Source organism: Archangium violaceum (assembly GCF_016887565.1).
Taxonomy (GTDB): Bacteria; Myxococcota; Myxococcia; order Myxococcales; family Myxococcaceae; genus Archangium; species Archangium violaceum_B.
Genome location: NZ_CP069396.1, coordinates 7,055,910 through 7,073,603 on the forward strand (window position 1 = coordinate 7,055,910; position 17,694 = coordinate 7,073,603).

The window sequence follows — 17,694 nt, forward strand, 5'->3', positions numbered from 1 at the left end:
CACGTCATGACGAATCCCGCACGACCCCTGGTGGGCTTCCCGCTCCTGCCCGTTCCCGACGAGCGCGGGGAGCTTCACTTTCCGACGCTCGACGCGAGCGTGCGCCAGTCCATCGAGGTCATCCTGCGCACCCGCCCGCGCGAGCAGCTCATGCGCCCCGAGTTCGGCGCGGGCCTGGAGGATTTCATCGGAGAGCCCAATGTGCTGGGAACGCGCCGGCGCATCCGTGACCTGGTGGCGGAGTCCCTGGCTCGCTGGGAACCCCGCATCGACGTGGAGCGCATCGACGTGCTGGAGACCGATGACGCGCCGTCGCACGTCCGGGTGGAACTCGTCTACCGGCTGCGCCGGACGGGCGCGGTCCAAGGCCTCGGGCTGACCCTGGATCTCGGAGCCTAGGATGCCCATCGTCCCTCCCCGTCTCGATGATCGGAACTTCGAGGATCTCGTCGAGGAGCTCCTCGCCCGCATTCCCGCGCACACCCCCGAGTGGACCCACGCGCGCGTGGGAGACCCGGGGCGCACGTTGCTGGAGCTGTTCGCCTGGCTGGCGGACACCGTGCTCTACCGGGCCAACCTCATCCCCGAGCGGCAGCGGCTCGCCTTCCTCAAGCTGCTCGGCATCCAGATGAGGCCGGCCACCGCCGCCACCGGCGTGGTGAGCGTGTATGCCGAGAACCCGACGCCGCAATCCACCCAGGTGCTGCTGCCGTCCACGGAGCTCAAGGGGCCCGTGACCTTCGAGACGAGGACGGAGCTCACCGTCCTGCCCCTGCAGGCGGAGGCCTATTACAAGCGGCCCATCACCGACTCCGAGCGCAAGCAGATGGCCGGGTTGCTCCCGGGCCTGTCGCGCGTCTACGGGCTCGGCCCCCGGGAGACGGCCTCGTACTACGTCACCACGCCCCTCTTCCCCAACGGCGCCGCCGAGTCGGCCGGGTTCGACCTCGTCGAGCGGACCGTGGACCGCTGCCTGTGGATCGCCCTGCTCGCGCCCGAGGTCAAGAACACGCAGGACAAGGACGCGATGAAGAAGGCGCTGGCGGCCCTGCGCCAGGAGTTGTCCACGGGCTCCAATGGCTCGCCCCGCCTGATCAACGTGGGCGTCATGCCCTCCATCGAGGTGCCCGCGCTGATGGAGGACATCGGCCCGCGCGCACGCATCCCCCACCAGTGGGAGATCACCGGTACGGTCGACGCGAAGGGCAACCCCACCTACCACCCGCTCACGGTGTCCTACGACTCGACGCTCGGCCTCACCCGCCGCGGTGTCATCCACCTCCTCATGCCGGGCACCGGCATCGACGCGCCCCCCAATGAGGTCCGCGACGATCTGAAAGCAGGTGTCGGGGACCGTCCTCCCCGCCTCGACGACGTGAACCGCGCCAAACGCCTCGTCGCGTGGCTGCGGCTGCGGCCCACCGTGAAGCTCTCGCGCCTGTCGCTGAGCTGGGTGGGCATCAACGCGGTGGAGATCGAACAGCTCCGCACCTTCGCTCCGCTCGTCCTGGGCCAGAGCGACGGTGCCGCGGACCAGGAGATGCGCCTGCCCACGGGCTCGATCGAGCGCGAGTCGTTCCAGCTCGAGGTGGAGGAGCCGGGCCTGGGTTACCGGCCCTGGGCCGCCGTGGAGGACCTGGAGACGGCGGGGCGGGACGCGGCCGTCTTCCGGCTCGACGCGGAGGCGGGCACCGTCCGCTTCGGCAATGGGATGCGGGGCCGGATCCCCTCCGCGGGGATGCGCGTGCGCGCGGCCCGGATGCGGGCGGGCGGCGGTGTGGCTGGCAACCTCCCGCCGGGCACCCTCAAGAGCTTCGGCGTCAACGCCCTCACGATCGACAAGAAGGCCCCCACCATCACGCTGAAGGTGGAGCAGAGCCTGCCCACGCTGGGCGGACAGGACGCGGAGACACTCACCGAGGCCGAGCGGCGCATCCCGGCCACCCTGCGCCACGGCCAGCGCGCCGTTACCGCCGAGGACTACCAGTGGCTCGCCTCCGGCAGCCCGGGAGCGACCCCGGGCCGCGTGGAAGTGCTGCCCCGCTTCAAGCCGCACCAGCGCCGCGAGAACGTGCCCGGCGTGGTCAGCGTCATGGTGCTGCCTCCCTCCAACGCCTTCCGCGCCCCCAACCCGCGCCCGGATCGCCCCTTCCTGGAGGCCGTCCACGCGCACCTGGACACGCGCCGCCCGCTGGCCACCGAGCTGTATGTCATCGGCTGCGAGTACGTACCCCTCGGCGTGGCCACCGGCATCACCGTGCGCGAGGGCTTCGGCCGCGAGACGGTGGTGAACGCCGTGCGCGAGGCCCTCTTCCGCTGGCTGTGGCCGCTGCCTCCCGGCGGGCCCAAGGGCGAGGGCTGGCCGCTCGCGCGGGCCGTGCGTGACCGGGAGCTGGAGGTGGCGATCGCCCAGGTGCCCGGCGTGGACACCATCACCGGCGTGCGCCTGTTCAGCGCCGGGACGATGGTGGCCCTCTCTCCCGCCGCGCGTCAGGCGGCCGGGGTGGCCTCGGTACGCATCGAGGTGCGCCCGGCCTCCTCGGAAGCACAAAAAGGCCCGTCCGGCTCCGCGCTCCCCGCACTCACCAGCCAGGCCACCTCGAACTGGAAGACGCTGAGCCCGGATCCGTCCATGGCCGTCGAGCTCGTCCTCCGGCACTGGCAGCTCCCCGAGCTGATGGCCGTGGTCATCGACGCGGACGGCGGGCTGCCGGAAGACCTGCGTGGAGCACCGGATCCGTTCGGCGGATCGGGCCCCGGTGGAGGGGTGGCCGTGCCCGTCGTCCCCGAGGTCTGCTGACATGGACGCCAACCAACTGCGCTTCTGGATGTTGGCGGACCCGCTCCGCCAGTGGGAGCCCATCCCGGGGACACCGCCTCCCGACGTCCCCCAGGAGGAACCTCCCCCCGACGTCTATCTGGACGCGAGCCGCCGCTCCGTGCGCCTGGCGAGCTCTCCCGCGACGATCTCCTGGGAAGAGACTCAAAGCCAGGTGCATGCCGAGCAGCTCCTCTTCCGGACGCCCGGCACGCTCGACGCCTTCGGAACCTGGGCGTACCTCGACCTGGCCGCGAGTGCCGTCATGGCCGCGGGAGCGGGTGCTCAACCGATCCGCCTCCTCACCTTCGATCCCAACAACCCCTTCACCCTGCCCAGCGACCTGGTGCTCGGTCACGATGACGTGCTGTATGTCGCCGCCGGGGGAGGCAAGGTCCTCCTGAAGGAGCCTCGCGACCGTTGGGAGCTGACGACCGTCTCCGCGGAGGGCTTCGATGCCTGGCGGCTCGCCCCGGCTCCACAGGGCGGAGTCTTCGCCATCCCGCGTCCCACCTCCCTCACCGCGCCCCCTGGCCCCAACGACGCCACCCGGGTCCAGCTCGCCCGCGTCTCCGGCCGCCCCGTGCCCCGGGAGGTGCTCCGCGAGCGCGCCCCCCCGGTCTTCCGCCCGCGGGGAGAGGAAACGGATCCTCCCAGGATGTCGCTCGTCCTGGACGCGCCTCCCCTCGAGGGCGAGGTGATCGTTGGCATCGCGACCAGTCCCGAGGGCCGGGTGGCCCTGCTGAGCTGGGTGTACGACGCCACCCGCGCTGGCACGACCCGGGATGACGCGCGGCTGCGCTTCTTCACGGGAAGGGGACTGACGGCGCCCATCACCCTCAAGCAGGCCCGCAGGCCCTTCAGCTTCGCGTGGCTCTCGGCCGATCGCATCGCCGTGCTCCTGCGCGTCGACACGGAGACGGTCATCGCCGTGGCCTACACGCTCGGGAAGGAAGGCCAGGCCGCGGCCCCGCTCGGGGACTACTACCCGCTCACCGCGCACGACGGCGGCCCCTTCCTGCACGGCCTGGAGTCCCCGCCCCGCTACCGCACCCTGGACGGCTCCCCCTCCCCCCTGCACCCCCTCTCCCTCCCGTCCTTCGTGACGGAGGGCTCCATGCGGAACATGGCGGGCGCGGATGCGCCGCTGCTCGATGGCGGCAGCCCCCGGGCCGTCTGGCACCGGCTCTACCTCGAGGCCAGCATCCCGCCCGGCTGTGGCATCCGCGTCTTCCTGGCCACGACGAACACGCCCCTGCGCCCCAACGACGACATGAACGGTCAGCCGAGGAACTGGCACGAGCACGTCTTCGGCGACGTGGCTCCAGGACGCGCCGCCAACCACGTCCCCCGTGGCGTGTGGTTGCCCTCCCCCTCGGAGGTGCCCTTCCACTCCGGCCTGATGCCCTGCACGCCCGAGCCCCAACGCCGGGGCCTCTTCACCGCCCTCATCCAGCGCGCGGGCCTGCGCGTGCGGACGCTCCGGGGCCGCTACCTCTGGGTGAAGGTGCAGCTCGTCGGCGATGGCCGCTCCACCCCGGAGCTCTTCGCGCTCCGCGCCCATGCGCCCCGCTTCTCCTACGCCGAGCACTACCTCCCGGAGCTCTACCGGGAGCAACTCTTCGGCGAGGAGGCCAACGACGAGGGCCCGAGCACGCCGGCGGACTTCCTCGAGCGATTCCTCGGCCTGGCCGAGGGCATCCTCACGCCCCTGGAGGACCGCATCGCGAGCGCCTCGCTGCTCACGGAGCCGCGCACGGTGCCGGAGGAGTCGCTGGAGTGGCTGGCCAACTGGATTGGCTTCTCCTTCGACTCCGCCCTCCCACGCGAGCGGCGGCGCCAGATGATGGAGGCCGCCCCGCGCATCCGCCCCTGGCGCGGCACGCTGCGCGGCCTGTCGCTCGCCCTGGATGCCCTCACGCAGGGCGCCGTGACACAGGGCGGTCTCGTCATCGTGGAGGAGTTCCGGCTGCGCCGCACCTTCTCCACCATCCTCGGAATCGACCTGACGGACGAGGACGATCCGCTGCTGCCCGGCCTGTACCGCAGCGGCAACTCGTTCGTGGGGGACACGCTCTTCCTGGGGGACGAGCAGCACAAGGAGTTCCTCGCCCTCTTCGGGGAGGACATCCCGAAGACGGCCCAGGAGGAGGCGGCGGTGGAGGAGTTCTTCCTCCGGCTGGCCCATCGCGTCACGGTGCTGGTGCACCAGGACTTCGACGCGCGGGAGTTCGGGCTCATCCAGCGCATGGCCGAGTTGGAGAGCCCCGCGCACGTGAGCCTCTCGGTGAAGCTGGCGAGCAAGCCCCTCATGGTGGGGGTGGCCTCACTCATCGGCATCGACACGTACCTGGGCCCGACGTCGAAGCCAGAACCCATGCGCGTGGGACACAGCGCGCTCGGAAGCAAGAACCTGATCGAGCGCCCGCCCAGCCTCGACCCACGACTTCACGCAGGAGGTTAGCCGATGGGCTCCCCCAAGGATCCGCTGCTCGAGAACGAGGCGACCGATCGCACGTACTACGCGACCGGCGTCCTGCTGGACACCACGGACTTCGTCGCGGAGCAGTCGTACCACCGCGGCCGGCTCGCGCGGGCGCTCTCGGCCCTGCACGGGGTCGGCACGGCGTCCGGCCTCTCCGTCGATTACGAGCCTCACCACAAGAGCTCACCCGGTGACCCGACCGATCTGGAGAAGGCCAAGGAGGTGGGAGAGATCGTCGTCTCCCCCGGCATCGCCATCGATCCGCTGGGGCGGCTCGTGGAGGTCACCACGAAGTCCTGCATCCGGGTGAAGCGCTGGTACGAGGGCTACGAGCCCGCGAAGCTGGTGAGGCGGATCGACGATGACTTCAACATCGGACCCTCCGTGCTCAATGTGCCCCCGGAAGGCGTCGTGGCGGACCTCTTCCTGCGCTTCCGGGTGTACGAGCGCGGCTGGACGCCGGCGATGGCCTCGGGCCTCTACGACGCGACGGACGCGGTGTCTCCCGCGCGCCTGAGGGACGGCTACGAGCTGCGGCTCGTGCCGCGCGGCGAGCAGGGCCAGAAACCGCCCTCCGTTCCCGCGAGCCCCTGGCCGCTGCCCGATGGCGGGAAGACCTGGCCCTCGCCCTCCGATTGGAGCCAGAACCCGGACACCCGCGTCAGCGACCTGAAGAAGGCCATTCTCGCGTCCTGGCATCCGGGGCGTCCGGCCCTGTTGGACAAGCTCTGGAGCAGCACCTTCCTGCCCCATGAGCTGCGCTACGAGAACAACCAGGCGGTGGAGGATCCCGCCTGGGTGTTCCTCGCCCGGGTGGTGATCGGCGTCACCGGCAATGCCGACAGTGCCGGGCGGAGCATCCGGACGGGCGCCGTGGTCGTGGACAACGAGATGCGCCCGTTCGCCGTCACGGTGGCGGCGCTGGCGCGCTGGCTGGGCATCTAGACATCGGAAACGCAGGGAGAGTGGGTCGATGAGCGACACAATGAATGGACCGGCGCGCGAGAAGCTCGAACCGGCCGTGGTCAACAAGCTCGAGACGGCGGGAATCCTCGTCCACGATGGCCGGCGGCTGCGCTCCTTCTTCTTCGACGGCCGCTTCCTGACGGCCAAGGATCTGACGCGCGAGCAGACCTACTTCCTCACACGGCAGGCGGACCTCGGCCGCAGCGGAGGAATCGGTGTGGTGGCGGGCCTGCACGTGGGGGCGGGTCCGGATCCACGCTCGCTGAAGATCACGGCGGGCCATGGCGTCACGCCCTCGGGCGAGGCGGTGGTCATCCCGAGCGAGCTGGGCAACGTCCGGCTGGACGACATCCCGGAGATCCAACGGCTCGACGCGGCCTTCGGGCTCGCGCAGATTCCCCGCGAGACGGCGCGCAACCGCTCCGGCCTCTACATCGTGGCGCTGCGCCCCGTGGAGTACACGGCCAACCCGGTGGCCCAGTACCCCAGCTCCGCCGGGGGCACGCGCACGGCGCACGACGGCGACATCATCGAGGCCACCGCCATCACGATCCTGCCCTACCCCGACAGCCAGGCGGGCGCGGGCTACGAATCGCGGCGCTCCCGGGTGGCTCATGAGATCTTCGTGCGCAACGGGGGGATGCGCCCACCGGTGGACGCGCTCCCCATCGCCATGATCGCGCTCGACCATGGCGTCATCCGGTGGGTCGACGAGTTCCTCGTGCGGCGCGAGGTGGGCTCGGAGCAGACGGACTTCCTCGGCTTCGGCCAGGCGCCGCGGGCGCTCCGCGAGGCGCATCTGCTGCAGTACCAGCGGCACCTGAAGGAAGTGATCGACGGCCGGAAGCAGACCAACCGGGGCGAGCGCTTCGCCGCGAGCGAGCACTTCTTCGCCCTGCCCCCCGCCGGTCCGCTGCCCGTGGCGGCCGTGGATCAAAACCTCAACGAGGTCTTCTTCCCGCCCGAGGTGGACGTGGAGCTCTCCGTCGTCCCCGACGACGAGCTCGGCGCGCTGCTGGAGGAGAGCCTGTTCCTGTCCCCCATCGACCTGACGCGGACGGGCGAGGAGCTCTCGTCGGTCTCGGTGCTGGTGCTGGTGCCAGTCCCACGTCAGTCGATGGACCAGGCCCTCTCCACCCTCCTCCCGGCGGAGAAGACCGGGACGATGAAGCTGCGCGCCACCGCCTCGGGACTCGTGGCCAGGCGCCAGCCGGGTGAAGCGCTCAGGCTCCTCACGATCCGCAAGACGGCGCTCCCCTCCGTCCGGGCCGCCACGCCCGCCCCGGACGCACCGACTCCCCTGACCGTCGCGACCGACCCGACCACCTCGGCCGCCCAGACCAACCTGGCCGATGCCGCCTGGAGCAACCTCCTCTCCAGCGCCACCTCGCTCTGGTACGTCCGCCGCCGGAGCTTCCCCTACAAGCCCACCGTGGTCGGCCAGCTGGTGGAGGAACAGGAGACGCTCGATGAAGACATCGCCAGCGCCCTCCATGAGGCGGGGCTCTACTCGGAGTTCCTCACGCTTCCCACCCGCGCCACGTCGTTCGGCGTCGGCAAGAGCTACGACATGCTGCGCACCATCCTGCGGAGCCGCTCCGCCGGATACAAGCACCTCTTCGCGAGCGCCGCGGGCGAGCTCCTCCGGCAGTCGAAGCTCAACATCGACACGGTCAAGAAGCTGGAGAAGCGCTACGCCTACGAGGAGCGGGGCAAGGGGCTGTCGACACTCAGCGCGACCCTCGCCAAGAGGACCCGGACCGAGCACGCGCTCCCGCTGTCGAACCTGGCCCGCTCCAAGAGCAGCGTCGAGCTGGACAAGTACGTCACCCTGGCCGTCAAGGAGGGGAACGGCAGGTTCGAGAAGATCCAGGAGATCGTCGAGCGGACCGTGAAGCAAGGCCAATCCCTGGATGAAGCCGTCGTGGAAATCCGGAAGAGCTACGACACCCCGCCCTTCTAACCCCGGACGAGGGGAAGCCCGCCCATGAACACGAAACCGCTGAAGGAGTCGCTCCCCGACGAGCACATCCTCCAGGTGGAGCCCCGGCCCCGGCCGTCCGTCGACGCCGGCTGGCGCAGCCGCCCCCACCTCTACTCGGGCCGGGCCCTGTCCGCCGAGGCCCTGGCCACCGAGCAGCGCGAGCGCGCCGGCCGCCTCGCCCTGCGCGGCCAGATGGTGACTCCCGGCGTCGTGGCCGGCCTCGAGGTCCGCCTGGAGAGCAGGGTGGACGGCTCCACCGGAAAGCCCATCCACCTCTTCCAGATCGGCCCCGGGCTGGGCCTGACCCACAGCGGCGAGAACGTGGTCATCCCCCGCCCCACCCACATCCGCGTGGACAAGGTGCCGGTCTTCTGGCTGCCGGAGGGGCAGGACCCCCCCTCCGTCGACTTGAGCATCCTCCTGTCCGGAGAGGGCGAGGCCGAGACGCACGAGGGGCTGGATGCCGCCGTGCTCGTGCTGGTTCCGGTGGTGTCCCGAATGGAGGATCCCACCCCCCCCGACGCGCAGGGGCAGGTGGAGCCGGACGCCTACTCCTTCGAGGACTCGCACTGGGTGGATGGCTGTGTTCCGGTGCTCTTCGCCTGGCCCAGGCACTGGGACAAGATCGAGCGCGGTTTCCAGTGGCGCAACCGCCTGGCCTGGACGATCTTCAAGCAGGAGCTCGAGCGCCAGCACCCGAAGTGCGCCCCCTGGGAGTACCTCGGCCTTCCCATCGCGCTGATCGGCTTCAACCCTCCGGACAGCGGCGAGACTTCCGCCGTGCCCCACTTCGCGGACCGGGCCGCCGTGGTGCGCGCCGGCGGAGCGCCCCGGACCCGGACCTCGCTTCTCGAGAAGCACGGCACACCCCTGCTCTGGCAGTCCCGCATCCAGCAGTTCTCCGAGCACCTCGCCACCTTCTCGTCCCAGGAGATCACCAGCGGCGCCGCCCTGCAGTCCTTCGCCTTCCTCCCTCCGGTGGGGGCGCTGCCCAAGGAGGCCTTCAACCCCTTCACGTGGTCGCCCCGCTTCTTCCCCGCGTCCTTCCTCGTGGATGCGGCGCCCGTTCCCCTGGAGCAGCTCGACGCGGTGACCCAGGTCAGTGCTTCGCTGGCGCCCCTGAACACCTGGCGGCAGGAGCGCGTGCGCGTGCTCGTCCCCGTCCCCGAGGCCCACTTCGATCCCGACCTGCTGAAGGGAGAGAGCATCGACATCGCCTTCGACGAGGCGATCAACGCCGGGCTCAAACGGCTCGGAGAGTGGCTGAAGCGGCGGCAGATCCTGCGCGGCAAGGCGAACCTGCTGCTGAACACGCTCGAAGGCGAGAAGTCGGGCCGGTTCCCGGAACCGGATCCCGCCAGGATCCCAGGAGAGACAATCTCCATCCTGGAGCCCATTCCACCGGAAGAGGACTACGGGACGCTGGGTTCCACCGTCGACGCGTACGAGCAGGCCCTGCAGAAGTGGGGACAGGAAGATACCGGGCCGGAGAGCTCGTTGCTGGCGGGGGCCGGCAACGTGGAGGAGGTGTCCACCGAGAGTCCCGAGCCGGGTGGGTTCGCGCTGGTCACCCTGAAGGGGACGGACACCCTGTCCTATGTGAGCTTCCGTGACTCCTGGCAGGAATGGGAGACCATTTCCGGTGTGGTGGACGCGACCAGGAAGGAGACCTTCCGGGGATTCAGGACGGTCTGGAGCGGCGATGAGCTCCTGATCGTCGTCCTCGTCTCCGTGCCCATCCAGACCGAAACGCCCTCCGGGCTCTCCCCGCGGGAGCTCGCGGAGACCCCAGCGGCGCCAGCGCTCTTCAACTACTTCATCCGCGTCTTCCGCCGGACCGACAACAATGAATGGAAGTCGACCGACTCCAAGCAGGTGAAGGCGACCCGCGCCCCGCTGTTCACGGCGGTGTCCTGGGCGGCGGGACATATCGACGTGTTCGTGGCCATGCAGACCGATACGCTCCCCACGCCGACGCGCTCCGTGGCGGAAAACGAGGTCGTGACGAGCTACGGCATCCAGAAGTTCACCTGGGTGAAGGACGCCACGGATCAGCCCGCGGTGGTCGAGCTGGAGAAGAGCCTCAAGAGGGAAGTGAAGGACCTGGTGGCCCTCCAGAAGAAGGATGGGCGGATCGAGCTGCTCTTCCTGGCCCACGATCACGGAGGAACCATCCCCAAGGGCACCTTCTGGCTCCACCACCTCTCCGGCAAGCATGAGCAGAACAAGCCGGAGCTGGGCCAGATCGAGATGGATGAGAAGACCGCGACCACGGGCACGCTCCTGTCAGCCTGTTTGACGGGCGCCAACCAGTTCGACGTTCTCATCTCCGGGGACAGCGGCTTCATCCACGGGCAATACAAGACGGGGGATTGGAATTTCGAGCCCGTCCCCGTGGGCACGACGACCGCCGACACGATCAAAGCCGTGTCACGAATGGACGGACAGCTCCACGCCTTCTTGTGGAGGCAGGGCTCCGCGAATCCCGAGGCCCCGATCCCCGGCCAGCTCACGTACATCCGCTTCGATGGCGCTCAGTGGCACACCCCCTGGACCCAGCAGCTCCAGCTCAAACAGGTCGCCCAGCCGTTCAGCGTCGTCCTCGATGGAACGTCTCAGATCGACGTCTTCCTGGCTTCCCCCCAGGGGCTTCTGCACCTGAAGACACTGCCCGACAAGACGCGGGAGTTCGTGGAGAAGAACGGACTGAGAGCGCTCGTTGCCCAGACCGGAGACCAGCTGGAGCGGCTGGACGATCTCATCCGCTCCGGTTCCGCCCAGGTGCAGGCGAACACCCAGAACGTGCGCCAGCTCATGATCAGCGGCAACACGGAGGCCAGCCGGCTCGCGGCGTCCCCCATCCTGGGCGCCACCCTGGTGCAGAGCCCCCTGGCGGCCCGGACCGACATCGAGAGCTACTTCACGCGCTTCATCAAGAAGCGGATCGCGACCGGGCTCACGGCCGAGGAAGAGGATTTCACCAGCGATGACGATGCCATCGAGAGCCTGCAGCAGGCCGTCTCGCTGCGAAGCTCCCTGCTCGATCGGCTCGTCACCTTGTTGAGGGAGCTGGAGATCAACGTCACGGGCATCGTCGTGGCAGGAATCGCGATCTACAGCACCAGTCCGGACATCTTGGAGCCCAAGGTCGCCCTCGTGACGGACGACGAAAAGACGCTGAAGGTCGTCCAGCGCGAGAGCATCGCCCTCGAGCTCCTGGTGGAAAAACACACCGAGCTGGAGACCGTCCTCAAGCGCCTCGAGAAGGAGCCGGACGCCATCCAGTGGGCGCTCAAGGACAGTGGGCTCCGCTGGGAGAACAACGACTCCTTCTCCACCGCGGTCCAGCACCTGGAGGACACGCTCGTCCTGCTGCGGGAGGTGGAGCGCCGCACACGCCCCAGCGCGAACGCCCTGACGAGCTACAAGGAGGCGCTCGCCAGCATCGAGCGCTCCTGGTCCGCGCTCGACAAGCGCCTGGGCACGGTGCAAGGCGAAGTGGTGGAGGCCCGCCAGGACGTCACCGTCGCGCGCGCCCTGCGCGACGAGGAAGAGGCACGCATCATCGCCATCAACCAGCGCCGCCAGGACGTGTACAAGGAGCACGTCCCCTTCCTCGTCTTCCAGCGCCCGCGCGAGCACGAGATCACCCTCGATGCTCCCTCCCGCCTGCTCGACACGAGCTTCGTCGAGAACATCCTCCCCGAGGTGTTCGCCAGCACCGCGGCCGCGCCCCCGGAGTTGCTCGCCTACGTCGAGCTCGTCCACGACTCGCCCCTCCGGTGGTTTGCCCTCTCCGCCCAACTGCTGCGCGGGCTCGACCGCGTCGAGCTCATCCACCGCACCTTCGAGTGGGCCCGGATGCGGGCCGTCCAGCGGATTCCCGTCCAGATGCCCGTCATCGCTGGCCGCACCTCCACGAACTTCGCCCAGGGGCTCTCCCGGTTGCTGTCGGCCCGCGAGGAGCTCGTCGCCCGCCAGCGCGGCGCCGTGGTCGGCATCGAGCCCTCCGTCATCACCACCCGCTCCTGGCTCGAGCTGCAGCAGACGGCCCGCGCGCAGCTGTCCCTGGGGGACATCATGGACACGGCGCACGGCCGCTCGGACGTGGGCCGCACCGCGGCGACGGAGCTGGAGCACATCTCCAAGGTGGCCACCGGCCTCTACCAGCGCTTCGGCGAGGTGCTGCCCTCCACCCGCCTGAAGTGGGCCGAGCAGATGAGCCAGTACGACATTCCCGTCAACCTGCGCGACCTCTCGCGGCTCCCGCTCTGGGAGAAGATCGAGGTCACCGACCGGCGGGAGATGCAGATGCTGGTGGACTGGCTCTTCCAGCGAGTGGTGTCCACCGAGCCCGAGGCCGTGGCGCTCATCAACGACCTGGTGCGCGTGTGCCTGCTGCTGGCCAGCCATGCGCCCGTCAACGAGCTGATCTCCGGCCACGTGACCAAACCCACCGAGGCCAAGGTGGGTGGCACCATCGAGCTGGCGGTCGAGCCCACGCGCGTCCGCATCGGCATGCACGTGCTGATCCGCTCCGGAAACCAGACGGTGCAGGCGGTGGTGGAGGACCTGGCCTCCAACGTGGTGCGCGCACGCGTGCTGTCGGCTCCTTCGGGGACGGTGAGCCTGAAGGTGACGGACTCCGTGTACTTCTCCGAACCCGCCCGCGGTGCTGGCGCCCTCCTGCCCTACGTGGGCGTGAAGCGGTGAGGAGCGCGATGCGGCCCCGCCCCTGGCGAAAGAAAGGTAGCCCATGAGTACGAAACCACTGACGGGTTCGCTCCTCGGAGAGCACCTCCTCCAGGTGGAGCCGCCGCTCCAGCCCTTCGTGACCGAGGGCTGGCGCCGCCGCCCCCACCTCTACACGGGCCGCGCCCTCTCCGCCGAGTCCCTGGCCACCGAGCAACGCGAGCGCTCCGGCCGCCTCGCCCTGCGCGGACAACTCGTGGCCCCCGGCGTCGTGGCCGGCCTCGAGGTCCACCTGAAGTTCGAGAAGCCCGACGAGCCCGAGCAGCCGCTCATTCCCTGCTTCCAGATCAGCCCCGGTATGGGGCTGACCCGCACGGGTGAGGACGTGCTCATTCCCCGGACGCTCCTCGTCCGCGTGGACCAGGTGCCGGCCTTCTGGGCGGAGGACGTCCCGGAGTCCTCGGGGTTCGACCTCGGCGTGCTGGCCTACGCGAACGCGAGCACCACGCACGTCGGCCTGCGAGCCGCCGTGCTCGTGCTGGTTCCCGTGGTGTCGAAGAGGGACGCACCTCCCGACGACCTGAACCCGGCCGAGTTCGACCCGGAGCTCCGCTCCCTCGCGGACCACCGGCTGGTGGATGGCTGTGTTCCGGTGCTCTTCGCCTGGCCCTGCAAATGGCCCATGCCCGAGCCCGAGCAGGAGCTCCAGTGGCGCAACCGCCTGGCCTGGACGGTCTTCGAGTGCGAGCGCCTGCGTGCGCATGGGGCGTGCGCCCCCTGGGAGAAGCTCGGCGTTCCCATCGCGCTGATCGGCTTCGATCCTCCCGGCCACGTCGGCTCTCCCGCCAGGCCCCTCTTCGTGGACCGGGCCGCCGTGGTGCGCGCTGGTGGAGCGCCCCGGAGCCGGACCCCGCTCCTCGAGAAGCGCGGAACGCCCCTGCTCTGGCAGTCCCGCATCCAGCAGTTCTCCGAGCACCTCGCCACCTTCTCGCCCCTGGAGCTCACCAACGGCACCGCCCTCAAGTCCTTCGCCTTCCTGCCGCCGGTGGGCACCCTGCCCAAGCACGCCCTCAACCCGCTCCAGTGGACGCCCGGATTCTTTCCCGGGCCCTTCGTCCTGGATGCGGCACCCGTTCCCCTGGAGCAGCTCGACGCGGTGGCGTTCGCCAGCGCCTCGCTCGCGCCGCTGGACACCCAGAAAGAGGAGCGCGTGCGGGTGCTCGTCCCCGTCCCCGAGGCGCACTTCGATCCCCGCCTGCTGTACAGGGAATCCGTCGACAGCTCCTTCGACAAGGCGATCACCGATGCGCTCGAGGGGCTCGGCAAGTGGCTGAAGCGGCGGGAGGATCTGCGCGCGAAGGCGAACGTGCTGCTGAAGGCGCTCGACGGCCAGAACTCGTACCAGTACCCCGCCTACCCGGGTTCGGATCCCGACAAGGTCGATGGGGAGCAGATGAGCGACGAGGATCCCATCCCACCCGAGGGCTCCTACGAGACGGAGGGACAGACGGTCCCCCTGCTCGACCGGACCTTGTGGCTGTATGGCGCCTGGTCGGAGCAGGCCTCACTGGGATGGGACACCTACAGGGTGTCCACCGCGGCCTCTCCAGACCAGACCCAGTTCGGGATCCTCACGCGCAAATACTGGTCCTATGGGACTTCCGAGCTGGTCCTGCGGCGCTATTCCAAGGCCACGGGCAAGTTCGCCAACCCCGAGCCCATCTCCTACCCGAGCTCCCAGGTGGACTTCAGCCTGATCTGGCTCGGTCAGGAACCGGTGATCGTCATCCTCGCATGGGACATCTTCAAGCAAGCCGATACCCATGTGAGCTTCATGTACCGCAAGGACGCTCAATCGGCCTGGCAAAGGACCCCTGCCGCCAAGCTGGCGTTCTCCTATCGGCAGCTCAAGCACTTCTCCGCCGTGGCCTGGGGACCCCGGCAGATCGATGTGTTCGTGGCCGGGAACAACATGATCCAGAAGGTCACCTGGATCGGCAACGAACCCACGCCCTCGGTCACGATTCAGACCCTGAGTATCTCCACCGTACGGGATGTGACGAAGCTCGTGGCCCTCAGCCCGAGCAACGGGCGCATCGAGCTGCTCTATCTGGGACGCGTGAGCAGCTCGACGAGCGAGACCTGGCTCCACCACCTCTCCGCCCAACACGTGAATGACAGCCCCACATTGACTCCCGCGGTGGGTTCGACCTTCCAGGTGCTCGAGACCAAGAACCTCACCGGCAAACACCTGTCGGCATGCATCTCCGACACCACGACCGGGCGGATCGACGTCCTCGTGATGGGGGACAACGAGGCCCAGACCAGCGCTGGGAGACAGATCCAGCACGGGAAATTCGAAGCGAACACATGGTCGATCACGCAGGAGAAGGTGAGTCAGACGAGCGGTGAGGCGATCGTCGCCGTATCGAAGGGCGACAAGCAGGTTCACGCCTTCTGGTGGAGCAGTCCCAGCAAGTACACCGGGACCGAGCCCCTCCTCATGTACCGCCGCTTCGACGGCAGCCGCTGGCAGCCCTCCGAGGTCGTGTCGCGGCAGTGGCTCGTCTCGAAGGTCACCTACGGCAACTACTTCATCGTCGACCAGCCTTTCGCCGTCCTGCTCGACGGCACCAACCCGCTCGATGTCTTCCTGGCATCCAACAGCGGTCTGCAGCACGTCAAGAAGTTCGCCGACAGCACCAAGGAGACCTTGAGGACGAAGGGCCTCAGGGGGCTCATCAAGAGCGTCTCGAGCCTCTACCAGGAAGTGGTGAACTTCATCGACCAGGGAACCACCCGGCTGGCTCAGGAGCTCCAGCACGTGCGCCAGCTCATGCTCACCAGCAGCACGGAGGCCAGCCGGCTCGCCGTCTCCGCGACCCTGGGAAGCACCCTGGTGGACAGCCCGCTGGTGGCTCGGACCACCCTCGACAGCTACCTCACGCAGTTCCACCCGCGCTCGAACCTGGCGCTCATCCGCCTGTCGGACGCCATGGAGGCACTGGAACAGGCCACCACGATCCGGCGGGATCTGATCGCGGGGCTCGTCCAACTGGTGAGGAGGACCGTGAAGGAGAAGGAGTTCGGGCTCGACGTGACGGGCCTGCTCGTCACGGGGATCTCGAAGATCAACTTCAACAAATACCCGAGGATGGTCAGACTCCTCCCCGGCTGGCGATGGTGGCCCGGCTCGAGATACACCGATACGAAGGTGGTCGATCGCGAGAACATCCGCGTCAGCGATCTGGTGTACAGCCAGTCCTCGCTCACGGATCTCCTCCGCCGGCTGGACGAGGAGCCGGAGAACATCCGGCGCGCGCTCACCTCCTCGCGGTTGAGGTGGACGGAGTTCGACTACTTCTCCACCTCGGTCCGGCACATGGAGGACATGCTCACCCTGCTCAGGGCCGTGAGGCGCCGCATCGAGCAGCGCATGAGCTCCGTGAACAACTACAAGGCGACCCTCGGCCAGATCGAGCGCGTGTGGTCCGAGCTCGACACGCGCCTCAAGGCCGTGGACAGCGAGGTGGCCGAGGGCCGCCAGGATGTCACCGTCGCACGTGCCCTGCGCGACGAGGAAGAGGTGCGCGTCAACACCATCAACCAGCGCCGCCAGCAGGTGTACGACCAGCACGTCCCCTTCCTCGTCTTCCAGCGCCCGCGCGAGCGCGAGCTCACCCGCGAGGCTCCCTCCCGCCTGCTCGACACGGGCATCGTCGAGGACATCCTCCCCGAGGTGCTCGCCAGCACCGCGGCCGCGCCTCCAGAGTTGCTCGCCTACCTCGAGCTCGTGCGCGACTCGCCCCTCAAGTGGTTCGCCATCTCCGCCCAACTGCTGCGCGGGCTCGACCGCATCGAGCTCATCCACCGCACCTTCGTCCGGGCGCAGGTGCGCGCCGTCCAACGGCTCCCCATCCCCCTGCCCATCGTCTCCGGCCGGGCCACCACGAGCCTCGCCCTGGGGCTCTCCCGGCTGCTGTCGGCCCGCGAGGATCTCATCGCCCGCCAGCGGAGCACCTTCGTCTACTACCAGCCTCCCGTCGTCGAGACCCGGACCTGGCTCGAGCTGCAGCAGACGGCCCGCGCGCAGCTGTCCCTGGGGGACATCATGGACACGGCGCATGGCCGCTCGGACGTGAGTCGCAACGCGGCGACGGAGCTGGAGCACATCTCCCGGGTGGCCACCGGCCTCTACCAGCGCTTCGGCGAGGTGCTGCCCGTCATCCGCCTGGAGTGGGCCGAGCAGATGAGCCAGTACGACATCCCCGTCAACCTGCGCGACCTCTCGCGGCTCCCGCTCTGGGAGAAGATCGAGGTCACCGACCGGCGGGAGATGCAGATGCTGGTGGACTGGCTCTTCCAGCGCGTGGTGCCCACCGAGTCCGAGGCCGTGGCGCTCATCAACGACCTGGTGCGCGTGTGCCTGCTGCTGGCCAGCCATGCGCCCGTCAACGAGCTGCTCTCCGGCCACGTGACCAAACCCACCGTGGCCAAGGTGGGCGGCACCATCGAGCTGGCCGTGGACCCGGCGCGCGTCCGCATCGGCATGCAGGTGGTGATCCGCTCCGGAGACCACACGGTGCAGGCGGTGGTGGAGGACCTGGCCTCCAACGTGGTGCGCGCGCGCGTGCTGTCGGCGTCATCGGAGACGGTGCACCTTCAGGAGAAGGCCTCGGCGCGCTTCGCCGATCCCGCCCGCGGTGCCAGCGCCCTCATGCCCCTCATGGGCTACAACTGGTAAGGGGG

Annotated in this window: 7 protein-coding genes; all 7 read left to right on the top strand. The window is 69.1% G+C overall.

Annotated features, from left to right (window positions below):
* Positions 1-6 precede the first annotated feature (6 nt).
* The 7 genes from JRI60_RS28290 to JRI60_RS28320 are packed head-to-tail and all read left to right on the top strand — an operon-like array spanning position 7 to position 17,689.
* The gene (locus tag JRI60_RS28290; protein WP_204218997.1) at positions 7-399 is read left to right on the top strand and encodes a GPW/gp25 family protein; all 393 of its coding nucleotides are present in this window, start codon (positions 7-9) and stop codon (positions 397-399) included.
* 1 nt (position 400) lies between these two features.
* Positions 401-2,800: a putative baseplate assembly protein gene (locus JRI60_RS28295; protein WP_204218998.1), complete on the top strand. Its 2,400-nt coding sequence runs from the start codon at positions 401-403 to the stop codon at positions 2,798-2,800.
* Between the two features lies 1 nt (position 2,801).
* Entirely contained in the window at positions 2,802-5,282 is a 2,481-nt protein-coding gene (locus JRI60_RS28300; RefSeq protein WP_204218999.1) for a phage tail protein, read from the top strand.
* Positions 5,283-5,285: 3 nt separating this feature from the next.
* Positions 5,286-6,248: a hypothetical protein gene (locus JRI60_RS28305; RefSeq protein WP_204219000.1), complete on the top strand. Its 963-nt coding sequence runs from the start codon at positions 5,286-5,288 to the stop codon at positions 6,246-6,248.
* Positions 6,249-6,276: 28 nt separating this feature from the next.
* Positions 6,277-8,232, top strand: a complete 1,956-nt coding sequence (locus JRI60_RS28310) for a hypothetical protein (RefSeq protein ID WP_204219001.1) — start codon at positions 6,277-6,279, stop codon at positions 8,230-8,232.
* Positions 8,233-8,256: 24 nt separating this feature from the next.
* Complete coding sequence (locus tag JRI60_RS28315) at positions 8,257-12,966, top strand: hypothetical protein (protein ID WP_204219002.1); 4,710 nt, start codon at positions 8,257-8,259, stop codon at positions 12,964-12,966.
* Positions 12,967-13,009: 43 nt separating this feature from the next.
* On the top strand, positions 13,010-17,689 hold the full coding sequence (locus JRI60_RS28320) for a hypothetical protein (RefSeq protein ID WP_204219003.1): 4,680 nt from the start codon (positions 13,010-13,012) through the stop codon (positions 17,687-17,689).
* Positions 17,690-17,694: the final 5 nt, after the last annotated feature.